The organism is Roseovarius salincola, from assembly GCF_026891095.1.
GTDB lineage: Bacteria > Pseudomonadota > Alphaproteobacteria > Rhodobacterales > Rhodobacteraceae > Roseovarius > Roseovarius salincola.
The window spans coordinates 510139-528793 of sequence record NZ_JAPTNL010000001.1; the positions used below are offsets into that span (position 1 = coordinate 510139).

Genomic DNA, 18655 nt, shown 5'->3' on the forward strand with positions numbered 1-18655 from the left:
TATTCATGTCCAAACTCAAGATCACCGCATCGACGCTGGCCATCGCCGCCGTCTCGGCGACGACCGCCGCCGCCCGCGATCAAATCAGCATCGTCGGTTCCTCCACCGTGTTCCCCTACACGCAAGCGGTGGCCGAACAGTTCTCGAACAACACCGGCGCCCCGTCGCCCATCGTCGAAAGCACCGGCACCGGCGGTGGCATGCAGATCTTCTGCGAAGGCATCGGCGAAGGTTACCCCGACCTGACCGGCGCGTCGCGGGCCATGAAGGCCTCGGAATGGGACAAATGCGTCGAGAACGGCGTGACCGACGTCACCGAGGCGATGATCGGTTATGACGGCCTGTCGATGGCCGTGTCGCGTGACAACGATTTCGCCTGGGACCTGACGCTGGAGCAGGTGTACCTTGCGCTGGGTGCCGAGGTTCCGGTGGATGGCGAGTGGGTCGAGAACCCCTACGGCAAGTGGTCGGAGATCGACAGCAGCCTGCCCGACACCGATATCGTCGTGCTTGGACCGCCGCCGACATCGGGCACCCGCGACGCGTTCGTGGAACTTGCCATGCGCGAAGGCTGCAAAGAGACCGACTATGTCTCGAACGGCGATTTCGACAAGGCCTGGGTCAAGGAAAACTGTTCGCGCATGCGCACCGACGGACCCTTCGTCGAAGCGGGCGAGAACGACAACCTGATCGTTCAGCGTCTTGAATCGGACCCGAACGCACTGGGCATCTTCGGCTACTCCTTCCTTTATGAGAACCTCGACGTTCTCAAGGGCGTGGACATCGCCGGCGTCGCACCCTCGGCCGAAACGATCGGTGACTTCTCCTACCCGATCTCGCGTCCGCTGTTCTTCTACACTAAGAACGCACATCGCGGCGTGATCCCGAACTTCCAGGAGTTCATCGCGGAGTACATGTCCGAAGACGCGATGGCGCCCGGTGGCTATCTTGAAGAGCGTGGCATGGTCACGCTGCCCGACGAGATCCGCGCCGAGACGCAGGACGCCGTTCTCAACGGTGCCCAGATGGAGCCCAAGCAGTAAGCCTCTGCTGATGTCTCAGAAACACGGCGCCCCCGTCATGACGGCGGGGGCGCCATCCACCAGAACCGACAGGCTTTTCCCATGACGCTTTTCGCCTTCCTGATCCTGCTGGTTGCGGTGGTGACCGGATACATCCTGAACCTGCGCGCCGCGCGCGCGATCCGTGCGGGGGGCGCAAACCTGCACTCCCTTGACGGGTTTCACGGCGGCTTCTCGGCGCTGGTGACACTGGTCCCCACCTTCTTGCTGATCATTCTCTGGCTGCTCTTCCAGGGCACGATCATCGAAGCACTGGTCAAGGCAAGCCTGCCTTCGGGCACGCTGGACGGTCTGGGCGTGGGCGAGGTGCAACTGCTCATGTCCGAGATCCGCTCGATCGCGGGCGGGCGCGTGTTCGGCACGCCCGAAGATTGGAAACTGGCCGCCGCCGACCACCTGGTCAGCCTGCGCGCGACATCCTCCTGGCTTCTCGTCGCGGTTACGAGCGTGATGGTGATTGGTCTGATCTATCTGTCGCGCCGCACCGTTTCCGCCGAGTTCCGCGCCCGCCACGGGTTCGAAAGGATCGTGCACGGCCTGATGGTCGCCTGCGCCACCGTGGCGATCTTCGTCACCATCGGCATCGTCGCATCGCTGGTCTTCGAGACCTACCGCTTTTTCCAGATGGTGCCTTTCTGGGATTTCGTCCTCGGCACCTCATGGGAGCCCCAGATCCCGCTGCGCGAGGACCAGATCGCCGCCGAGGGGGCCTTCGGCATGTTGCCGGTGTTCCTCGGCACGCTGGTGATCGCCTTCGTGGCCATGTTCATCGCCACGCCCATCGGCCTCCTGTCAGCGATCTACCTGCATGAATTCGCCTCGTCGCGCGTGCGCTCGGTCGTCAAGCCGGTGCTGGAAATTCTCGCCGGGGTGCCGACAGTGGTCTATGGCTTCTTCGCCATCCTGGTCATCGCCCCCGCGATCCGGTCCTTCGGCACCGATCTGGGCCTGCCGATCGCGCCCAACACCGCACTGGCGGCGGGCAGCGTGATGGGGATCATGCTGGTCCCCTTCATCTCGTCCTTCGCCGATGACGCCCTCGGCGCGGTGCCGCGCAGTCTGCGCGACGGCTCGCTGGCAGTCGGTGCCACCCAGGCCGAAACCATCTCCAAGGTGCTTTTCCCCGCGGCCATTCCCGGCATCGTCGGCGGCATCCTTCTGGCCGTCAGCCGCGCCATCGGCGAAACCATGATCGTGGTCATGGCCGCCGGTCTGATCGCCAAGATGACGATCAACCCGCTGGACAGCGTGACCACCGTGACCGTTCAGATCGTCACCCTTCTGATCGGTGACACCGCCTTCGACAGCCCCAAGACCCTGGCCGCCTTCGCGCTTGGCATGGTGCTTTTCCTGATGACGCTGATCATCAACATCTTCGCCTTGCGTATCGTGCGCAAGTACCGCGAAATCTACGACTAGGATCGCGCAATGACCGAACAAACCGCCTCCGACGGGTTCGACTGGACCAGCCCCGCTTTTGCGTCCCAGCTCAAGAAGCGCAAGCGAAGCCAGCTGCGGCTGAAGCTGCTTGGCCTGAGCGCGATCGCGATCGCCTTCGCGATGCTGCTTCTGCTGATCGGGTCGCTCATGTCCACCGGCTACCAGGCCTTCACGCAGACCCATATCGCCCTCGAGGTGTTCGTCGATCCCGAAGAAGTCGACGCCGACAACCCCGAACGCGGCGGGTATCGTGACATCCTGACGGCCACCATGCACACCCAGTTCCCCGAGGTCGCGGATGACCGCGCCGCGCTGCGCAAGCTGACCACGGTCCTGTCCAATGGCGCACAGTTCAGCATCCGCGACGCGGTGGTCGCGGATCCCGGCCTGATCGGCCAGACCGTCACTTTCGACGTGCCCGTCTCGGACCCTTATGACCAGCTCAACAAGGGGCTGATCAACCGCGACACCCCCGAAGAAAACCGCCGCCTCAAGGACGACGAGATCGCGAATTTCGATCTTCTGAAGGATCGCGGCATGGTGACCAAACCGTTCAATATCGGGCTCTTCACCAATGCCGATTCCCGCTTTCCGGAGCTGGCGGGGCTCAAGGGAGCGATCATCGGCTCGTTCTACGCGCTTCTGACCTGCTTTGTTCTGTCCTTTCCCATCGGCATCGGCGCGGCGATCTACCTTGAGGAATTCGCGCCGCGCAACAAGCTGTCCGATCTCATCGAGATCAACATCAACAACCTTGCCGCGGTCCCCTCGGTGGTGTTCGGCCTGCTGGCTCTGGCCGTGTTCCTGGGCTGGTTCGGCATGCCGCGCTCGGCGCCCTTCGTGGGCGGGATGACACTGGCCCTGATGACCCTGCCCACGATCATCATCGCCACGCGCGCCGCGCTCAAGGCCGTTCCCCCCTCCATCCGCGAGGCGGCTCTCGGGGTCGGGGCCTCCAAACAGCAGGTGGTCTTCGGCCATGTCCTGCCGCTCGCCATGCCCGGCATCCTGACCGGCACGATCATCGGCCTGGCCCAGGCCCTGGGCGAAACCGCCCCCCTGCTGCTGATCGGGATGAACGCCTTCATCACCTCCGCACCGTCCACACCGTTCGACAGTGCAACCGCCCTGCCGACCCAGATTTTCATCTGGGCGGACAGCCCGGAACGTGGCTTCGTGTCCCGGACATCGGCCGCAATTCTCGTTCTCCTGGGCTTCCTGATCACAATGAATGCCATCGCCATTTACCTGCGCAACAAGTTCGAGCGTAAGTGGTAAACCAACGCGAGGAGACATGAGACAATGTATGATGCGCCAACCCTGGAGAGAGACGTGACAGAAGCCAAAACCAAGTTCTCCGCCCGCAACGTGCAGGTATGGTATGGCGACACCCACGCCATCAAGGACGTGAGTGTCGAGATCGAAGACAAGACCGTGACTGCCTTCATCGGCCCCTCGGGCTGTGGCAAATCCACCTTCCTGCGCTGCCTCAACCGGATGAATGACACCATCGATATCTGCCGGGTCGAAGGCGACATCCTGCTCGATGGCGAGGACATCTATGATCGTCACATCGATCCGGTGCAGCTGCGCGCCAAAGTCGGCATGGTGTTCCAGAAACCCAATCCGTTTCCGAAATCGATCTACGACAACGTCGCCTACGGCCCCAAGATTCACGGCATGACGCGCTCGCGGGCCGAACTTGACGAAACCGTCGAGACCGCGTTGCGCCGCGCCGCACTTTGGGACGAGGTCAAGGACAGGCTCGACTCCCCCGGCACCGGCCTTTCGGGCGGACAGCAGCAGCGCCTTTGCATCGCCCGCGCCGTCGCCACCAAACCCGAAGTCCTGCTGATGGACGAACCCTGCTCGGCGCTCGACCCGATCGCCACGGCCCAGGTCGAGGAACTGATCGACGAGTTGCGCGCCAGATTCTCGGTGGTCATCGTCACCCACTCGATGCAGCAGGCCGCGCGCGTCAGCCAGAAAACCGCATTCTTCCATCTCGGCGAACTCGTCGAATTCGGCGAGACCGGGCACATCTTCACCAACCCCGAGGATGAGCGCACCGAAAGCTACATCACCGGCCGTATCGGCTAAGGAGCTTCCAAATGTCCGACACCCATATCGCCTCGGCTTTCGATCGCGATCTCGAAACCATCCAGGCCCTGATCATGAAGATGGGCGGGCTGGTCGAGAAAGCGATCCTCGATGCCGCCACCTCGATGGAAACCCGCGACGAGGAACTGGCCGAACAGGTCCGCGCCGGCGATCAGGCCATCGACGCGCTCGAGGATCAGATCAACGAGGAATCCGCCCGCGTCATCGCCCTGCGCGCGCCCACCGCCATCGACCTTCGGGTGATCCTCACAGTGATCAAGATCGCCGGCAATCTCGAACGGATCGGCGACTATGCCAAGAACATGGCAAAGCGCACCACCGTCCTCGCGCAGATGGCGCCGATCAACGGCTCCTCCGCCGCCCTGCGCCGTATGGCGCGCGAGGTGGAACGGATGCTGCGCTCCGCGCTCGATGCCTATATCCAGCGCGATGCCGATCTTGCGCATGATGTGGTCCTGCGCGACCACGATGTCGATCAGATGTATAACGCGCTGTTCCGCGAATTCCTGACCTTCATGATGGAAGACCCGCGCAACATCACGCCCTGCATGCACCTGCATTTCATCGCCAAGAACACCGAGCGCATGGGCGACCACGTGACATCCATCGCCGAGCAGGTGATCTATCTTGTCACCGGCGATATGCCCGATGATCCGCGCCCCAAGCAGGACCGCACCTCGACCGACCCCAGCGTCGCACCCGATTCCTGAACGAAAAGGCGAGCCCCTCATGTCGACCGATCAACCCACCGTTCTTCTGGTCGAAGACGAACCCGCTCAACGCGAGGTTCTCAGCTACAACCTCGAGGCCGACGGCTTCCGCGTCACCACCGCCGAAAACGGCGAAGAGGCGCTGTTGCTGGTCGACGAGGAAGCGCCGGACCTAATCGTGCTTGACTGGATGCTGCCCAATGTCTCGGGCATCGAGGTCTGCCGCCAACTCAAGACGCGCCCCGATACGCGCGGCGTGCCGATCCTGATGCTCTCGGCCCGCTCCGAAGAGGTCGACCGCGTGCGCGGGCTGGAAACCGGCGCCGACGATTACGTGATCAAGCCCTATTCGGTGATCGAACTGATGGCCCGCGTGCGCGCGCTTTTGCGCCGCACCCGGCCCGCCGCGTTGGGCCAGCGGCTGGAATACGAGGACATCGTCCTCGATTCCGAAACCCACCGCGTGACCCGCGACGACAAACCGCTCAAGCTCGGGCCGACGGAATTCCGGCTGCTTTCGACCTTCATGGAGAAACCGGGCCGGGTCTGGTCGCGCGAACAATTGCTCGACCGGGTCTGGGGGCGCGACATCTATGTCGATACCCGCACGGTCGATGTGCATATCGGGCGGCTGCGCAAGGCGCTCTGCCAGCATGGCGGCGGCGATCCGCTGCGCACCGTGCGCGGCGCGGGCTACGCCTTGGGCTGACGCCGCGTTTTCGGCTCGTTTCAGGCGTTTTGTACCAAACCCGCGTCGCGTGCCCCTGTTTCGGTACAAAAGCCGCGTACAAAACGGACGTTTCGTACCATCCCGCGCCCGCGCGCGCTCATGCGATCCCCGCATGACCGCCTCATGCGCGAATGTCATGGATCAACGGGGCAGGGGGTCTTCGTCCTCGGCCTGTGTCGCCAGCCAGTCGCGAAACGTCATCAGCGCCGGATCATGCGCCTTTTCCAGCGGCCAGACCAGCTGATAGGCGCCCGGCATCCGCGTCGGCCCGCCCCACGCCATCACCAGCCGCCCCGTCGCCAGATCCTGCTCCGCCAGGTAATCCGGCAGCAAGGCCACGCCCAGCCCGTGCAGCGCCGCCTGGGTAATTGTGGAAAACTGGTCATAGATCGTGCCGGTGACGATCTCGGCGGTAATGCCATGCGCCGCGAACCAGGCGCGCCAGGCATCGGGCCGGGTTTCGATATGCAGTAGCGGCAGCTCCAGCAGATCGCGCGCCGCGCGCGCTGCGCGCCCCTTCAGCAGGTCCGGCGCGCAGACCGCGACAACCGCCTCGGTCTTGAGCGTGACCGCGCCCGTTCCCGGCCAGTCACGGTTTCCGAAATGTATAGCTGCATCAAAGGGTTCTGTGCCAAAGTTGAACGGTTTTATGCGGGTGGACAGGTTGATCGTCACCTCCGGGTGACGGCGCGCGAAATCGGGCAGGCGCGGCACCAGCCAGCGCATCCCGAAGGTCGGCAGGATCGCAAGATCCAGACTCCCGCCCGCCGGGTTGATCGTCAGTTTCAGCGTCGCCTGGGTGATCTTCTGAAGCGCCATGCGGATTTCGGCGGCATAGCCCGCGGCCTCGGGCGTCAGCACCATGCGCCGCCCCCGCCGCAGGATCAGCGCCACGCCCAACTGCGCCTCCAGCGTCTGAAGCTGGCGGCTGACCGCGCTCTGGCTCAGGTTCAGCTCATTGGCGGCCGCCGTGGCGCTGCCCAGCCGGTCCAGCGTTTCAAGCGCGCGCAGACTGGCCGTCGACGGCAGGAAACGGCGCGGCGGCGGCGCGGTCACGGGCCGGGCAGGGGGTGGCTTTCTGTCAGCAGCCATATATGCGCTTTCCTCATGTATGAATGCAGAATTCTCGATATTTCTTACCGCAAAGTTAATATACCCTGCAAGAAACCTGCATAAACCGCATAAGAAGAGAGAGTCATGACCGACAACGCCCCGGAAATCCGCGAAAAAGACCGTCCCAACCTTGGAAACTTCGACTGGCAGGATGCATTTCTTCTTGAAGATCAACTGCTTGAAGAAGAGCGCATGATTTCGCAAAGTGCGCGCTCCTTCGCGCAGGAACATCTTCAGCCGCGTGTGATCAAGGCCTATGCCAACGAGGAAACCGACCCCGAGATCTTCCGCGAAATGGGCGCGATGGGCCTGTTGGGCACCACGATCCCCGAAGAATATGGCGGATTGTCAGCGGGTTACGTCAGCTACGGCCTTGTCGCGCGCGAAATCGAACGGGTCGATTCCGGCTACCGCTCGATGATGTCCGTACAATCCTCCCTCGTCATGTATCCCATCTACGCCTACGGCACCGAAGAGCAACGCCGTAAGTACTTGCCAGGATTGGCAAAAGGCGACCTCATCGGCTGTTTCGGCCTGACCGAACCCGACGCCGGGTCGGACCCCGCCGGCATGAAGACCCGCGCCAGGAAAATCGACGGAGGCTATCGGATTACCGGCTCGAAGATGTGGATATCCAACTCGCCCATCGCCGATGTCTTCGTCGTCTGGGCCAAGTCCGACGCCCATGACGGCAAGATCAAGGGCTTCATCCTGGACAAGGGCGCCAAGGGTCTCAGCGCCCCGAAAATCCAAGGAAAACAAAGCCTTCGCGCCTCGATCACGGGCGAAATCGTACTCGATGGCGTCGAGGTGGGCGAAGACGCCCTGTTGCCCCATGTCGAGGGGCTGAAGGGGCCGTTCGGATGCCTGAACCGGGCGCGCTATGGCATCGCCTGGGGCGTGATGGGCGCCGCCGAAGCCTGCTGGCACGCGGCGCGCCAATATGGGCTGGACCGCCAGCAATTCCGCCGCCCGCTGGCACAGACCCAGCTTTTCCAGAAGAAACTGGCCGACATGATGACCGAGATCACGCTGGGCCTTCAGGCGGCCCTGCGCGTCGGCCGCCTGATGGACGATGCCCGCGCCGCCCCCGAGATGATCAGCCTCATCAAGCGCAACAATTGCGGCAAGGCCCTGGATATCGCGCGCATGTCCCGCGACATGCATGGCGGCAACGGGATTTCCGAGGAATTTCAAGTCATTCGCCATATGATGAACCTTGAAACCGTGAACACGTACGAGGGCACTCATGACGTTCACGCGCTCATCCTGGGCCGTGCGCAGACCGGGCTTCAGGCGTTCTTTTGATGCCCTGACGATTGTAGCGGTTGCCTTCCGCGCGCCCATAGGTAACGTGCGCGCCATCAACGAAAGCACAGCCGCATGAATCACGTTCTGACCACAAGCCGTTCCGACGGCCCCGCCAAATGAGCGACCTCGGCTCCCTCTGGGCCGACAGCAGCGAGGAGGCTTTCGCGGCCCCCACGCTGCAAGGCGAATTCAGCGTCGATCTGGTGATCCTGGGCGGCGGTTTCACCGGCTGCGCCGCCGCTCTGGAGGCCGCGGGGCAGGGCGCCTCAGTGGTCCTGATCGAGGCCGAAACCATCGGTCACGGCGGTTCGGGGCGCAATGTCGGGCTGGTCAATGCCGGGCTCTGGCTGCCGCCCGATGCGGTCTGCAAGACACTGGGCGCAGAGGCGGGCGAGCGCCTGAACAGCGCGCTCGCCGCCGCGCCCGACCGCGTCTTCGGCCTGATCGAACGTTTCGGCATCGCCTGCAACGCCCGGCGCAACGGCACCTTGCACCTGGCCCATGCGCCGCGCGGCGCGGCGCAGCTTGAAAAACGCCACGCCCAGCAGGCCCGGCGCGCAGCGCCGGTCACGCTCCTCGACGCCGAAGAGACCCGCGCGCGCACCGGCTCAAGCGCGTTTCACGGCGCCCTGCACGATGCCCGCGCCGGAACCATTCAGCCTCTGGCCTATGCGCGTGGCCTCGCGCGCGCCGCACAGGGGCAGGGGGCGCGGATATTCGAACACAGCCCGGCGCTTTCGGCGCTCCGGCATGGCGGCCAGTGGGTGGTGCGCACATCGGGCGGCAAGCTGCGCAGCAAGGCGCTCCTCGTGGCGACCAACGCCTATCACCGGCCCGTCGGCGATATGGCGATCCCCAAGGTTGCGCAGGTCAATTTCTTTCAGCTCGCCACCGAACCGCTGGGCGACAATCTCGCGCGCGATATCCTGCCGGGTGGCGAGGGCTGCTGGGATACGGCGATGATCATGTCCGCGCTCAGGCGCGATGCGGCGGGGCGTGTGATCCTTGGCGGCATGGGCGACGATGTCGGCATTCAGGCCGGCTGGGCGCGCCGCAAGCTGGCGCAGCTTTACCCGCAACTGGCCGATGCGGCGATCACCCATGCCTGGGCGGGCCGGATCTCGATGACCTCCGACCATCTGCCGCGCATGCTGCGCATCGGCGACAACGGCCTGTCCATCTTCGGCTATTCGGGTCGCGGCATCGCGCCGGGCACCGCATTTGGCCAGTCCGCCGCGCGCGCCTTGCTGAACGGGGACGAAAGCGCGCTGCCGCTCACGCCGGTCGATGCCCATTCCGAACGCCTGACGCGCCTCAAGACCGCAGTCTTCGAGACAGGGGCGCGCATGGTCCACCTGATGTCGCGCTAGGGGCCGTTTTCGGTTTGATCGTCGCCGTCGCACGACTGCACCCGTTAAGCGCATAATCAGTATTATGTTAATATTGATGGGGTGTATCCCCTCTGCATACGTTTGCGCTCGACTCCATACGGGGAGATGTGAGATGAAACGTGCATGCTCCGCAAAATACTCTATTACACCTTTGCCGTGGTGTTCAGCATTGTCGTTACGCCGGTCGCAGGTGATTTCTTTGTGGAACTTGCCAGATCGCGTGGGTTTTATGACGACCCAGAGGCTACCATGAGTGGCGTCCAGGAGTTTATGCAGATTGTTAATAACACCTGGTGGTATCCTTACATTATGGGATGCGTGATTGGTGTTGGCATTGGATTCGTAGCGCACAGGATGGCCAGCACGGTCGACCGACGAAGAAATCCGCCGCTGACAGAAAGCGCACTGACCCTTCAATACAGACGCGATCTGGTGCCACATGAAGCCAACAATAAGAACATTTTTCGATGGTTTTCGATGAAGCTCGTTGGTCGCGACAACAACGGTGTGGAGAATGTCCATTCGACCCAGATATTTGTAACCTTTGATAAGCCATCCCACACATCGTATGTTCGACCATCTTGTAGTGACCAGAACACGCGGCTTGAAGTAAAAGATCTTACATGTAAATCAGCAATAATTGTCGCGCACGGTGACTTGGCGGACACAACCGTCGATCTAATTTTCTCTGAACGCCCATGACGGAGCGAAAGCTAGTGCCTAACCTAAAACAAGCCCGCAAGAAGGGTAAAATTGAAGAGTTCATCAAAGAACACGAGGCCGACCCAGATGGCGACCTCGACCAACTTGATGAAGCGATCAAGCGTCCAGTTCGGGGAAGCGAGAAAGAAGCTCCGAAAGCATCGTCTCGGGACGCATCCGACGATTGAAACGATACTCAAACTCTTTCACGTAAGCCTCTAGATACTTCTGCGAAACGCTTGTGTGCGTTCCCGCTATCGACTTCTTGAGGTGATTAAAGAAGCTCTCAATCTGGTTGGTGCTGGTCCCGCAAGGCGTGGCGTATTCGCCCTTCTGGTGGTTCACCGTCTTGTGGCTGTAGCTGCCAACCGGGATGGCCTTGTTATAGGCGCGCAACTCGTCTGTGTGTATCTCGGTGCCCGGTGCGACGTTGGCGCGGATAACCGGCAGAAGCGAACCGCGCCTCTGGTCAGGAACAATCTTGAGCATGGCGTCGCCGCCGCGCTCGATCATGCCCATTACGACCGTCTTACGCTCGCGCCAGTCTCTGCCGGTGGTGACGCCGCCGACGAAAGTCTCGTCAATCTCGACAACTTTACCTTCGCCGCCAATGGGCGTGTCACCGTCCACAGCGGCCATATGGTCGCGGATAAGTCGCGCCATGCGCCATGCGGTCTTGTAGGTGACGCCAAGCTGGCGCTGCAGCTCTTTGCCGCTGACGCCGTGTTTGGACGTGGTGAACAGGAAGATCGCGTAGAACCACAGTTGAAGTGGTGTGCGGCTCTTTTCAAAGATGCTGCCGACCATCGGATGAATGTGGTGGCCGCACCACTGGCACGAATAGGCTTGCTCGGATTGCAGGCGATACCATTTGGCCGACCGTTCGCACTTGGGGCAGACATGGCCCTGACCGAAACGCACGTTGAACAGATGCTCAAGGCAAGCGTCATCATTCGGAAATTGCTGGAAGAACTGGCGAACGTTGGCTTGTTTCATGGTCTTAACTCCTATGCTTAATACATAGGTTCAAGACTACCGTATGTCAAGGGGATACACCCCATATTGATACATGCCGAACCAAAAGCGAAATGAATCATATAGACTTGATATCAATCAACTACAGGCCACTCCTGATCCAGTCCCCAAACACCCCCACCATACGCAATCTCCTTGATTTCGTACGCTTCACGCACCGCTCATGCCGCAATTGCCCGTCAGGCTGACATCTTGGGGCCATTCCGGCCAGCGGGAGATCGGATCATGCCAGACGCGTCTGCACAGCGGCACGAGCGCCTGTTCGAATATATCCGGCAGGACAACATGATCCGGGTGCGCGCCTTGCGGATGCAGTCCGCTCGCACCCTCAGCGCCCCCGAAATGCACGCTTTCCTTTCCAAAGCCGAGCGATCCTTTGACACGCCCACAGCGTCGCGGGCCTCTGGTGTCGCTCAGCCCTTGAAGCCGGTCGCGACGACAAATTTCTCCGAACTGTCGGCGCGCGATGCCGGCGGCTTCACATTGGCGACCTTCGTGAAACGCTGCTTGAGCAGTTTCTGGAGCTCGCCCTCGGCGCCGCCCGCAAGAACCTTCGAGACGAACGTGCCGCCTTCGTCCAGAATGTCGAATGCCAGCCACGCGGCGGCCTCGCACAGCGCGATGATGCGCAGGTGATCGGTCTGCTTGTGCCCCGAGCTTGACGCCGCCATGTCGCTCATCACCACATCGGCCTTGCCGCCCAGCCACTCCTTGACCTGCGCGTCGGCGCCGTCCTCCATGAAATCGAGCTGATAGAGATCACAACCCGGAATCGGCTCGATCTCCTGCAAATCGACGCCCAGGATATAGCCCTGCGCCTTGCCCTGTTTCTCGCCAAGCGCGTTCACGCGCGGCACCGCCACCTGGCACCAGCCGCCGGGCGCGCAGCCCAGATCGACCACCCGTGCACCGGGCACGAGGAAACGGAACTTGTCGTCGATCTCCATGATCTTGAACGCCGCGCGCCCGCGATAACCCTCGGCCTGCGCGCGCTTGACGTAAGGATCGTTCAATTGCCGCTGCAACCAGCGCGTCGATGACGATTTGCGCCCGCGCGCGGTCTTGACCTTGACGGTCAGGTCACGCTGGCCGCGCCCCGATGTGTTCTTGCCATCCGGTGTCTTCGCCATCAATCTACCCCTGCCCGTCCTGCAACACGCCATCCGCCGACATCAGCGCATAAAGCATACCCTCGCGCAGCCCGCGATCCGCCACCGACAGACGGTCGGTGGGCCAGCAGCGCAGCAGCGCCTGCAGGATCGCCGCGCCCGACATGATCAGCGCCTGGCGGTCCAGGCCGATGCGCGGATCCTTGCGCCGCCCCAGCGGCCCGAGCGCCAGGTATTTGCGGATCACCAGGTCGATCTCGTCGCTGGTCATGCACAGCCCGTCCACCTTGTTGCGGTCATAGCGCTTCAATCCCAGGTGGCTCGCCGCGACGGTCGTCACCGTCCCCGAGGTGCCGATGATCTGGAACCCCTCGCGCGGCTGCTCGTTCTTGTAGGGCGCGAACTCGGCCAGGTTCTCCTCGAAGAACCAGCTCATCAGCGCGAACCGCGCGCTGTCATCCTCGACATCGTTGAACTGGTCGCGCAGCGTCGCCACCCCCAGCGGCACGCTGATCCAGTCCACCACCCGCGCCGAAGGCCGCCCGGCCTCCTGGCATTTGAACCCGCCATGCATGCGCATGATCGCGCGGGCGCGCTCGGCCGGGGGAACGTCGCGCAGGTCGATCCAGACCAGTTCCGTCGACCCCCCGCCGATATCCACCACCAACAGTTGCTCGGTCTGCGGATTGACCAGCGGCGCGCAGGACACGACCGCCAGTTGCGCCTCTTCCTGGGGCGCGATCATGTCAAGGCGCAGCCCGGTTTCCTTATGCACCCGCGCCAGGAACGACTTGCCATTGGCCGCGCGCCGGCAGGCCTCGGTGGCGACAAGGCGCATCCGTTCGACCTTGTGGCGTCTGATCTTCTGCTGACAGACCCTCAGCGCCTGCAATGTGCGGTAGATCGCCGAACGCGACAGGCGGCCGTACTTCTCCAGACCCGATCCAAGCTGGACGGATTTGGAAAAGCTGTCGACCACCTTGAACTGGCTGCCCTCGGGTCGGGCAATCAGCATGCGGCAACTGTTTGTGCCCAGATCCAGGGCGGCATAAAGACCGTCCGGACAGGGTGAGCTCAGTGCGGGGCTCTCAACCGTTTTCGGGATCGCGCCCGCACTTTCGGGACGCCTGGGCGCCATAACCACGCCCTCCATTTCGAGTTGCCTTTAAACTAGTGTCTCGCGCCCCCCGGTGCAAGCTCTGCGGTGCCGCATAAACTTCATGAAGGTTTTTCGTGCTGGCCCCTGTGGCCCCCCGCGCCGCGCCGCGCTAGCCTTGAAAGGTCGCATGACGCGTCCGTTCTGTCGAAAACCGACTGAGCGTCGCGTCCCGCCTGCTTTAGACAAGGGCCACTGAGGAAGAGGAATCAGTCATGGTTGACGTCACTATCGTCTATTGGAGGGACATCCCCGCACAGGTGATCGTCGGCAAGGGCCGCCGGGGCGCAAAGAAGCAGCTTCCCGAACGCTTCGAACAGGCCATCGACCGGGCCGCCATGAAAAGCGGCGCCGCCGAGACCGATGACTACCTGGCCGAGTGGCGCAAGGCCGCCCCCTACCAGGTGGATGGTGATCCTTCCGAAGTGGCCGAGGCCGAAGCGGCCCGGCTCGATACCGAATACGATCAGGAACGCATCAAGACCCTGATCGGCAATGATGGCTGGGCATGACCCCCGGATCGCTATGGGAGGCCGCAATGGCTCTGTTGAACTTCAAGAAACGTGATGCCGGGTCCACAGGCCCTGCCCCCGTCAATCCGCATGTCGAGGCCTTTCTCAAGGGCTATTCGATCGAGGTGATGCCGCGCACCGCCGAAAAGGTCGAATCCTTCCGCGATCTGCTGCCCGAAGGCACGCGCGTCTACATCGCCCATATCGAGGGCACCCCGATCGAGGACATGGTCGCCACCGCCGCGCGCCTGGCGCGCGAAGGCTATCCTGTGATGCCGCATTTCCCGGCCCGGATCATCCGCGACACGGCCATGCTGGCTGACTGGATCGCCCGTTATCAGGGCGAGGCCGGGGTCGATCAGGCGCTCTTGCTGGCCGGTGGCGTGGCCAAGCCGCATGGCGATTTCGACAGCTCCATGCAGCTGCTGGAAACCGGCGAATTCGATCGCGCCGGCTTCACCCGCCTGCATGTGGCCGGCCACCCGGAGGGCAACCGCGACATCGACCCCGATGGCGGGATGAAACTCGTCGAGGAAGCCCTTCAATGGAAACAGAAATTCTCGGAACGCACCGATGCCGACATGGCCCTGGCCACCCAGTTCGCCTTTGACGCCAAGCCGATCATCGCCTGGGCGGACAGGTTGCGCGCGGCGGGCATCACCCTGCCCGTCCATATCGGCATCGCCGGTCCCGCCAAGCTGCAGACGCTGATCAAGTTCGCCATCGCCTGCGGTGTCGGACCGTCTTTGAAAGTTCTTCAGAAACGCGCTATGGATGTCTCCAAGCTGCTCTTGCCCTACGAACCCACCGAGGTTCTGGCCGAACTGGCCGCCCACAAGGCCGCCAACCCCGATTTCAATATCGAGGCGGTCCACTTCTTCCCGCTGGGCGGCATCAAGACCAACGCCACCTGGGCCATCGAAAACGGCGGATCTTCCGCCGTCCCCGCAAACGCATCCTGAGCGAAGGACACAAATCAACAATGACCCGCACAGTCGTCGAAAGCAAAACCAAGACCGCCATCATCGGGTTCGATCAGCCCTTCTGCGTGATCGGTGAACGGATCAACCCGACCGGGCGCAAGAAACTCGCTGCCGAACTCGAAGCGGGCGATTTCTCGACCGTCGAAAAGGACGCGCTGGCGCAGGTCGCGGCGGGGGCGACGGTTCTCGATATCAACGCGGGCGTGGTCTACAACTCCAACCCCAACCCGAACGAGACCGAACCGCCCCTGATGACCAAGATCATCGAACTCGTGCAGGGGCTTGTGGATGTGCCGCTCTGCATCGACAGCTCGGTGCCCGCCGCGCTCGAGGCCGGGCTGGCCGCCTGCGAAGGCCGCCCGCTGCTGAACTCCGTCACCGGCGAGGAAGACCGCCTCGAACTGGTGCTGCCGCTGGTCAAGAAATACAACGTCCCCGTGGTCGCCATCTCGAATGATGATACCGGCATTTCCGAAGACCCCGATGTGCGCTTCGCCGTCGCCAGGAAGATCGTCGAGCGCGCCGCCGATTTCGGTATCCCCGCCCATGACATCGTGGTCGATCCGCTGGTCATGCCGATCGGCGCGATGGGCACCGCCGGGCTTCAGGTCTTTACCCTGGTGCGCCGCCTGCGCGAGGAACTGGGCGTCAACACCACCTGTGGCGCCTCCAATATCAGCTTCGGCCTGCCCAACCGCCACGGCATCAACAACGCCTTCCTGCCGATGGCCATGGGCGCGGGCATGACCAGCGCCATCATGAACCCTGTGGCGCTGCCGGTGAAGCAATCCGAACTCGACGCCAAGAAGGCCGAAGTCGCCGCCGCGGGCATCGTGCTGCCCGAGGACATGGATGACGAGACCTTCTGCCAGCTCTTCGGACTCGGCTCCACCCTGCCCCGCACCGGCAAGGAAATGGAGGCCATCCGCGCCGCCAACTTCCTGACCGACAACGACCCGCATGGCGGCGCCTGGATCAAGTTCAACAAGGCGCCGCTCAAACCCGGCGAGGAAGAGGCCGGCGCCCGTGGCGGCCGCTCCGGAGGCCGCCGCCGCCGCCGCGCGTGATCTTTGCGACCGACAGCATTCCAACGCCCCGCGCCCTCACCGGCGCGGGGTTTTTCTTTGGCGATTGTATACTTGACAAACCCACGGCAGATTCCTATCTTTAGTCCATAGAGTTAAGGAGCCTGTCATGTCCGTTCTGAGCAAACCGTATATGCACGACGAAGCCGCAGCGTTTGCGCACGTCGAAAGCATCATCTGGACCGATGGCCCGGTTTGCCCGCATTGCGGCGTGGTGGATCGCGCCTATCCCCTCACTGGCGTCCGCACGAAGCCGAGCAAGAAGAACCCTGAAGGCAAGGAACGTCACGGCCTCTGGAAGTGCCGCGAGTGCCGCAAGCAGTTCACGGTGCGCAAGGGCACCATTTTCGAGGATAGCCACATTGAGATGCACAAGTGGCTTCAAGCCATTCACCTGATGGTGTCCAGCAAGAAGGGCATCAGCAGCCATCAACTGCACCGCGTTCTGGAAATCACGCACAAGAGCGCGTGGTTCATGACGCATCGTATTCGTGAGGCCATGCGCTCCGATACGTCCGTTGATTTCGGCGCAGGTGGCGGCGTTGTGGAAGTGGACGAAACGTTCATCGGCAATGATCGCACGATCAAGCCGAAGCACACCAAGAAGGGCCGAGGCCACGCGCACAAGCACAAACTGCTGACGCTGGTGGACCGCAACACGGGCCGCGCCAAGTCTATGGTGGTGGACGACCTGAAAACCGCAACGCTTCTGCCGATCCTGCAAGAGAACATTGCCAAGGAAGCCGTGGTTTATACCGACGAAGCGGGTCAGTATCGCAAGCTGTCCGCAGATTTCGCGGCTCATGGCTTCACCCGCCACGGCGCTGGTGAGTATGTGCGCGGTGATGTTCACACCAACACGATTGAGGGCTATTTCAGTATTTTCAAGCGCGGCATGAAGGGTGTTTACCAGCACTGCGCCAAGAAGCACCTGCACCGTTACGCGGCTGAGTTTGAGTTCCGCTACAACAATCGTGCGGCCAATGGAATTGACGACGCGGCCCGATTCTCCACGCTTCTCCGCTGCATCTCTGGCAAGCGCCTGACTTATGCTGGGCCTAACCAAGCACAGCACTGAGCAACGCAGAAGCAGAGCGAGTAGCAAGCGGAAAGCAAAGCATAAACTTGGACGGAAGCGTCAAAAATGAAGATCACGCAACTGATAGGGTTGCGCGTCACCTGAAACTGTGTATGGTTGATGAAATGAGAAGGGCCACACCATGTTGTGCGGCCCTCTCTGGGGTAGGGTATGAGGCCCATAACCCCTGCTACATATGGAGTTCACCATGCCGGAACATGTCGAGTCCGTCAACAGGATATCTGCGTTTTTTCGCGATCAGTCGAAGGACGCCGCGCCGCAATGGCGTGATAAGTTTGAAAGATACGCTGATCTTCTCGAAGCGACCAAGGATGAACTTGTTCGCCTCTACGGTCTGACAAGCGCACTCCCGCCCGACTTGGGCAATGTCCATGATCTGCCGCCAGAATTGCTGGAGGAGCTGTCTATCGCCAAGGCGGACGAACTTGAGGATCAGCTTGTTACGGTGATCAATGCCTACGGTGGAGAAGCAACACTGGATCAGATCCTTGTTGGCCTTTACCGGAAATTCAAAGTCACCCAGAAACGTCGCTTCGTTCAGAATAAGCTTTACCGCATGGAAATGATTTGGAGCGTTGAGGGCAAAAAGGGTGTCTACACGACCAAAGATCCTGAAAGCGTCACGCAAGCGCCAGAGGGCGTCCAAGGTACAGCCAGATCATTTCATATCGACCTTGGAGAATCTGACGAGGAGGATCCCATACCGTTTTAAGAAGAACGCCCCGCATTGAGCGGGGCGTTTAGCGATGCGGGTGAACTGGTGTGGTAATCCCCCCATTTTTGATGGGGTTCAGCCGTAGAATTCAGGCGGCTGTTTTCAGCTTCATGGCGGGTGTCATGCCGCCGATGGCCATGTTGGGGCGCTCGTTGTTGTATGTCCATAGCCATTTCGTGGCCTGGTCTTGTGCCTCCTCGATGGTTTCAAAGATGTATTGCCCCAGCCATTCACCGCGAACGGTGCGGTTGTAACGTTCGATATAGGCGTTCTGCTGGGGCTTGCCCGGCTGTATGTATTCCAGCCGGATGTTGCGCGTTTCAGCCCATGCCATAAGGGTGCCGCTGACGTATTCTGGGCC

19 protein-coding genes are annotated in these 18655 nt (G+C 61.9%); 14 read left to right on the plus strand and 5 right to left on the minus strand.

All coding sequences use genetic code 11. The annotated features are described in order from the left end of the window. Positions 1-5: 5 nt before the first annotated feature. From N5A93_RS02505 to phoB, 6 genes are all read left to right on the plus strand, one after another. On the plus strand, positions 6-1043 hold the full coding sequence (locus N5A93_RS02505) for a substrate-binding domain-containing protein (protein WP_268953464.1): 1038 nt from the start codon (positions 6-8) through the stop codon (positions 1041-1043). A gap of 81 nt (positions 1044-1124) precedes the next feature. Next, positions 1125-2501, plus strand: coding sequence for a phosphate ABC transporter permease subunit PstC (pstC, locus tag N5A93_RS02510; protein ID WP_268953465.1), 1377 nt, complete (start codon positions 1125-1127; stop codon positions 2499-2501). A 9-nt stretch (positions 2502-2510) separates the two neighbouring features. Continuing rightward, on the plus strand, positions 2511-3800 hold the full coding sequence (gene pstA, locus N5A93_RS02515) for a phosphate ABC transporter permease PstA (RefSeq protein WP_268953466.1): 1290 nt from the start codon (positions 2511-2513) through the stop codon (positions 3798-3800). A gap of 24 nt (positions 3801-3824) precedes the next feature. After that, positions 3825-4622 carry a phosphate ABC transporter ATP-binding protein PstB gene (gene pstB, locus N5A93_RS02520; RefSeq protein ID WP_268953467.1) on the plus strand — a complete coding sequence of 266 codons (798 nt, stop codon included), beginning with the start codon at positions 3825-3827 and terminating at the stop codon, positions 4620-4622. A gap of 11 nt (positions 4623-4633) precedes the next feature. Then, entirely contained in the window at positions 4634-5353 is a 720-nt protein-coding gene (gene phoU, locus N5A93_RS02525; protein WP_268953468.1) for a phosphate signaling complex protein PhoU, read from the plus strand. A 19-nt stretch (positions 5354-5372) separates the two neighbouring features. Next, entirely contained in the window at positions 5373-6062 is a 690-nt protein-coding gene (gene phoB, locus N5A93_RS02530; RefSeq protein WP_268953469.1) for a phosphate regulon transcriptional regulator PhoB, read from the plus strand. Between the two features lie 162 nt (positions 6063-6224). Here phoB and N5A93_RS02535 read toward each other — a convergent pair whose 3' ends face one another. Next, on the minus strand, positions 6225-7175 hold the full coding sequence (locus tag N5A93_RS02535; protein ID WP_268953470.1) for a LysR family transcriptional regulator: 951 nt from the start codon (positions 7173-7175) through the stop codon (positions 6225-6227). A gap of 105 nt (positions 7176-7280) precedes the next feature. Here N5A93_RS02535 and N5A93_RS02540 point away from each other — a divergent pair, with 105 nt between their 5' ends. From N5A93_RS02540 to N5A93_RS02550, 3 genes are all read left to right on the plus strand, one after another. Further along, positions 7281-8504 carry an acyl-CoA dehydrogenase gene (locus N5A93_RS02540; RefSeq protein WP_268953471.1) on the plus strand — a complete coding sequence of 408 codons (1224 nt, stop codon included), beginning with the start codon at positions 7281-7283 and terminating at the stop codon, positions 8502-8504. 119 nt (positions 8505-8623) lie between these two features. Then, positions 8624-9877, plus strand: coding sequence for an NAD(P)/FAD-dependent oxidoreductase (locus tag N5A93_RS02545; RefSeq protein ID WP_268953472.1), 1254 nt, complete (start codon positions 8624-8626; stop codon positions 9875-9877). Positions 9878-10021: 144 nt separating this feature from the next. Beyond that, positions 10022-10600: a hypothetical protein gene (locus N5A93_RS02550; protein WP_268953473.1), complete on the plus strand. Its 579-nt coding sequence runs from the start codon at positions 10022-10024 to the stop codon at positions 10598-10600. Between the two features lie 117 nt (positions 10601-10717). Here the strand turns inward: N5A93_RS02550 and N5A93_RS02555 are convergent, their stop codons facing one another. The 3 genes from N5A93_RS02555 to N5A93_RS02565 all read right to left on the minus strand — a co-directional run bounded on the left by N5A93_RS02555 (position 10718) and on the right by N5A93_RS02565 (position 13882). Beyond that, complete coding sequence (locus N5A93_RS02555; RefSeq protein ID WP_268953474.1) at positions 10718-11596, minus strand: IS1595 family transposase; 879 nt, start codon at positions 11594-11596, stop codon at positions 10718-10720. Between the two features lie 452 nt (positions 11597-12048). Further along, positions 12049-12765 carry an RlmE family RNA methyltransferase gene (locus N5A93_RS02560; RefSeq protein WP_268953475.1) on the minus strand — a complete coding sequence of 239 codons (717 nt, stop codon included), beginning with the start codon at positions 12763-12765 and terminating at the stop codon, positions 12049-12051. A 4-nt stretch (positions 12766-12769) separates the two neighbouring features. Continuing rightward, entirely contained in the window at positions 12770-13882 is a 1113-nt protein-coding gene (locus N5A93_RS02565) for a Ppx/GppA phosphatase family protein (protein ID WP_268953476.1), read from the minus strand. A gap of 233 nt (positions 13883-14115) precedes the next feature. Between N5A93_RS02565 and N5A93_RS02570 the strand changes: the two genes are divergently transcribed. The 5 genes from N5A93_RS02570 (at position 14116) to N5A93_RS02590 (ending at position 18291) form a co-directional block, all read left to right on the plus strand. Next, positions 14116-14412: a virulence factor gene (locus tag N5A93_RS02570; protein ID WP_268953477.1), complete on the plus strand. Its 297-nt coding sequence runs from the start codon at positions 14116-14118 to the stop codon at positions 14410-14412. Positions 14413-14438: 26 nt separating this feature from the next. Then, positions 14439-15374, plus strand: a complete 936-nt coding sequence (locus tag N5A93_RS02575) for a methylenetetrahydrofolate reductase (RefSeq protein WP_268953509.1) — start codon at positions 14439-14441, stop codon at positions 15372-15374. A gap of 20 nt (positions 15375-15394) precedes the next feature. After that, positions 15395-16462, plus strand: a complete 1068-nt coding sequence (locus tag N5A93_RS02580; RefSeq protein ID WP_268953478.1) for a methyltetrahydrofolate cobalamin methyltransferase — start codon at positions 15395-15397, stop codon at positions 16460-16462. 127 nt (positions 16463-16589) lie between these two features. After that, positions 16590-17558 carry an IS1595 family transposase gene (locus N5A93_RS02585; RefSeq protein ID WP_268953479.1) on the plus strand — a complete coding sequence of 323 codons (969 nt, stop codon included), beginning with the start codon at positions 16590-16592 and terminating at the stop codon, positions 17556-17558. 208 nt (positions 17559-17766) lie between these two features. Beyond that, positions 17767-18291 (plus strand): hypothetical protein, encoded by a 525-nt coding sequence (locus tag N5A93_RS02590; RefSeq protein WP_268953480.1) that lies wholly within the window; start codon positions 17767-17769, stop codon positions 18289-18291. Between the two features lie 91 nt (positions 18292-18382). Here N5A93_RS02590 and N5A93_RS02595 read toward each other — a convergent pair. Further along, on the minus strand, positions 18383-18655 hold a 273-nt coding region (locus N5A93_RS02595; protein ID WP_268953481.1), incomplete at its 5' end, for an integrase core domain-containing protein.

Bases quoted from the DNA above. Each gene is read 5' to 3' on its own strand.
- N5A93_RS02565 (WP_268953476.1), bottom strand. From the start codon at position 13,882: ATGGCGCCCAGGCGTCCCGAAAGTGCGGGCGCGATCCCGAAAACGGTT.
- N5A93_RS02585 (WP_268953479.1), top strand. From the start codon at position 16,590: ATGTCCGTTCTGAGCAAACCGTATATGCACGACGAAGCCGCAGCGTTT.
- N5A93_RS02570 (WP_268953477.1), top strand. From the start codon at position 14,116: ATGGTTGACGTCACTATCGTCTATTGGAGGGACATCCCCGCACAGGTG.
- N5A93_RS02535 (WP_268953470.1), bottom strand. From the start codon at position 7,175: ATGGCTGCTGACAGAAAGCCACCCCCTGCCCGGCCCGTGACCGCGCCG.
- N5A93_RS02590 (WP_268953480.1), top strand. From the start codon at position 17,767: ATGCCGGAACATGTCGAGTCCGTCAACAGGATATCTGCGTTTTTTCGC.
- N5A93_RS02505 (WP_268953464.1), top strand. From the start codon at position 6: ATGTCCAAACTCAAGATCACCGCATCGACGCTGGCCATCGCCGCCGTC.
- N5A93_RS02545 (WP_268953472.1), top strand. From the start codon at position 8,624: ATGAGCGACCTCGGCTCCCTCTGGGCCGACAGCAGCGAGGAGGCTTTC.
- N5A93_RS02560 (WP_268953475.1), bottom strand. From the start codon at position 12,765: ATGGCGAAGACACCGGATGGCAAGAACACATCGGGGCGCGGCCAGCGT.
- pstA (WP_268953466.1), top strand. From the start codon at position 2,511: ATGACCGAACAAACCGCCTCCGACGGGTTCGACTGGACCAGCCCCGCT.
- N5A93_RS02555 (WP_268953474.1), bottom strand. From the start codon at position 11,596: ATGAAACAAGCCAACGTTCGCCAGTTCTTCCAGCAATTTCCGAATGAT.
- pstC (WP_268953465.1), top strand. From the start codon at position 1,125: ATGACGCTTTTCGCCTTCCTGATCCTGCTGGTTGCGGTGGTGACCGGA.
- N5A93_RS02575 (WP_268953509.1), top strand. From the start codon at position 14,439: ATGGCTCTGTTGAACTTCAAGAAACGTGATGCCGGGTCCACAGGCCCT.
- phoU (WP_268953468.1), top strand. From the start codon at position 4,634: ATGTCCGACACCCATATCGCCTCGGCTTTCGATCGCGATCTCGAAACC.
- N5A93_RS02550 (WP_268953473.1), top strand. From the start codon at position 10,022: ATGCTCCGCAAAATACTCTATTACACCTTTGCCGTGGTGTTCAGCATT.
- N5A93_RS02540 (WP_268953471.1), top strand. From the start codon at position 7,281: ATGACCGACAACGCCCCGGAAATCCGCGAAAAAGACCGTCCCAACCTT.
- phoB (WP_268953469.1), top strand. From the start codon at position 5,373: ATGTCGACCGATCAACCCACCGTTCTTCTGGTCGAAGACGAACCCGCT.
- pstB (WP_268953467.1), top strand. From the start codon at position 3,825: ATGTATGATGCGCCAACCCTGGAGAGAGACGTGACAGAAGCCAAAACC.
- N5A93_RS02580 (WP_268953478.1), top strand. From the start codon at position 15,395: ATGACCCGCACAGTCGTCGAAAGCAAAACCAAGACCGCCATCATCGGG.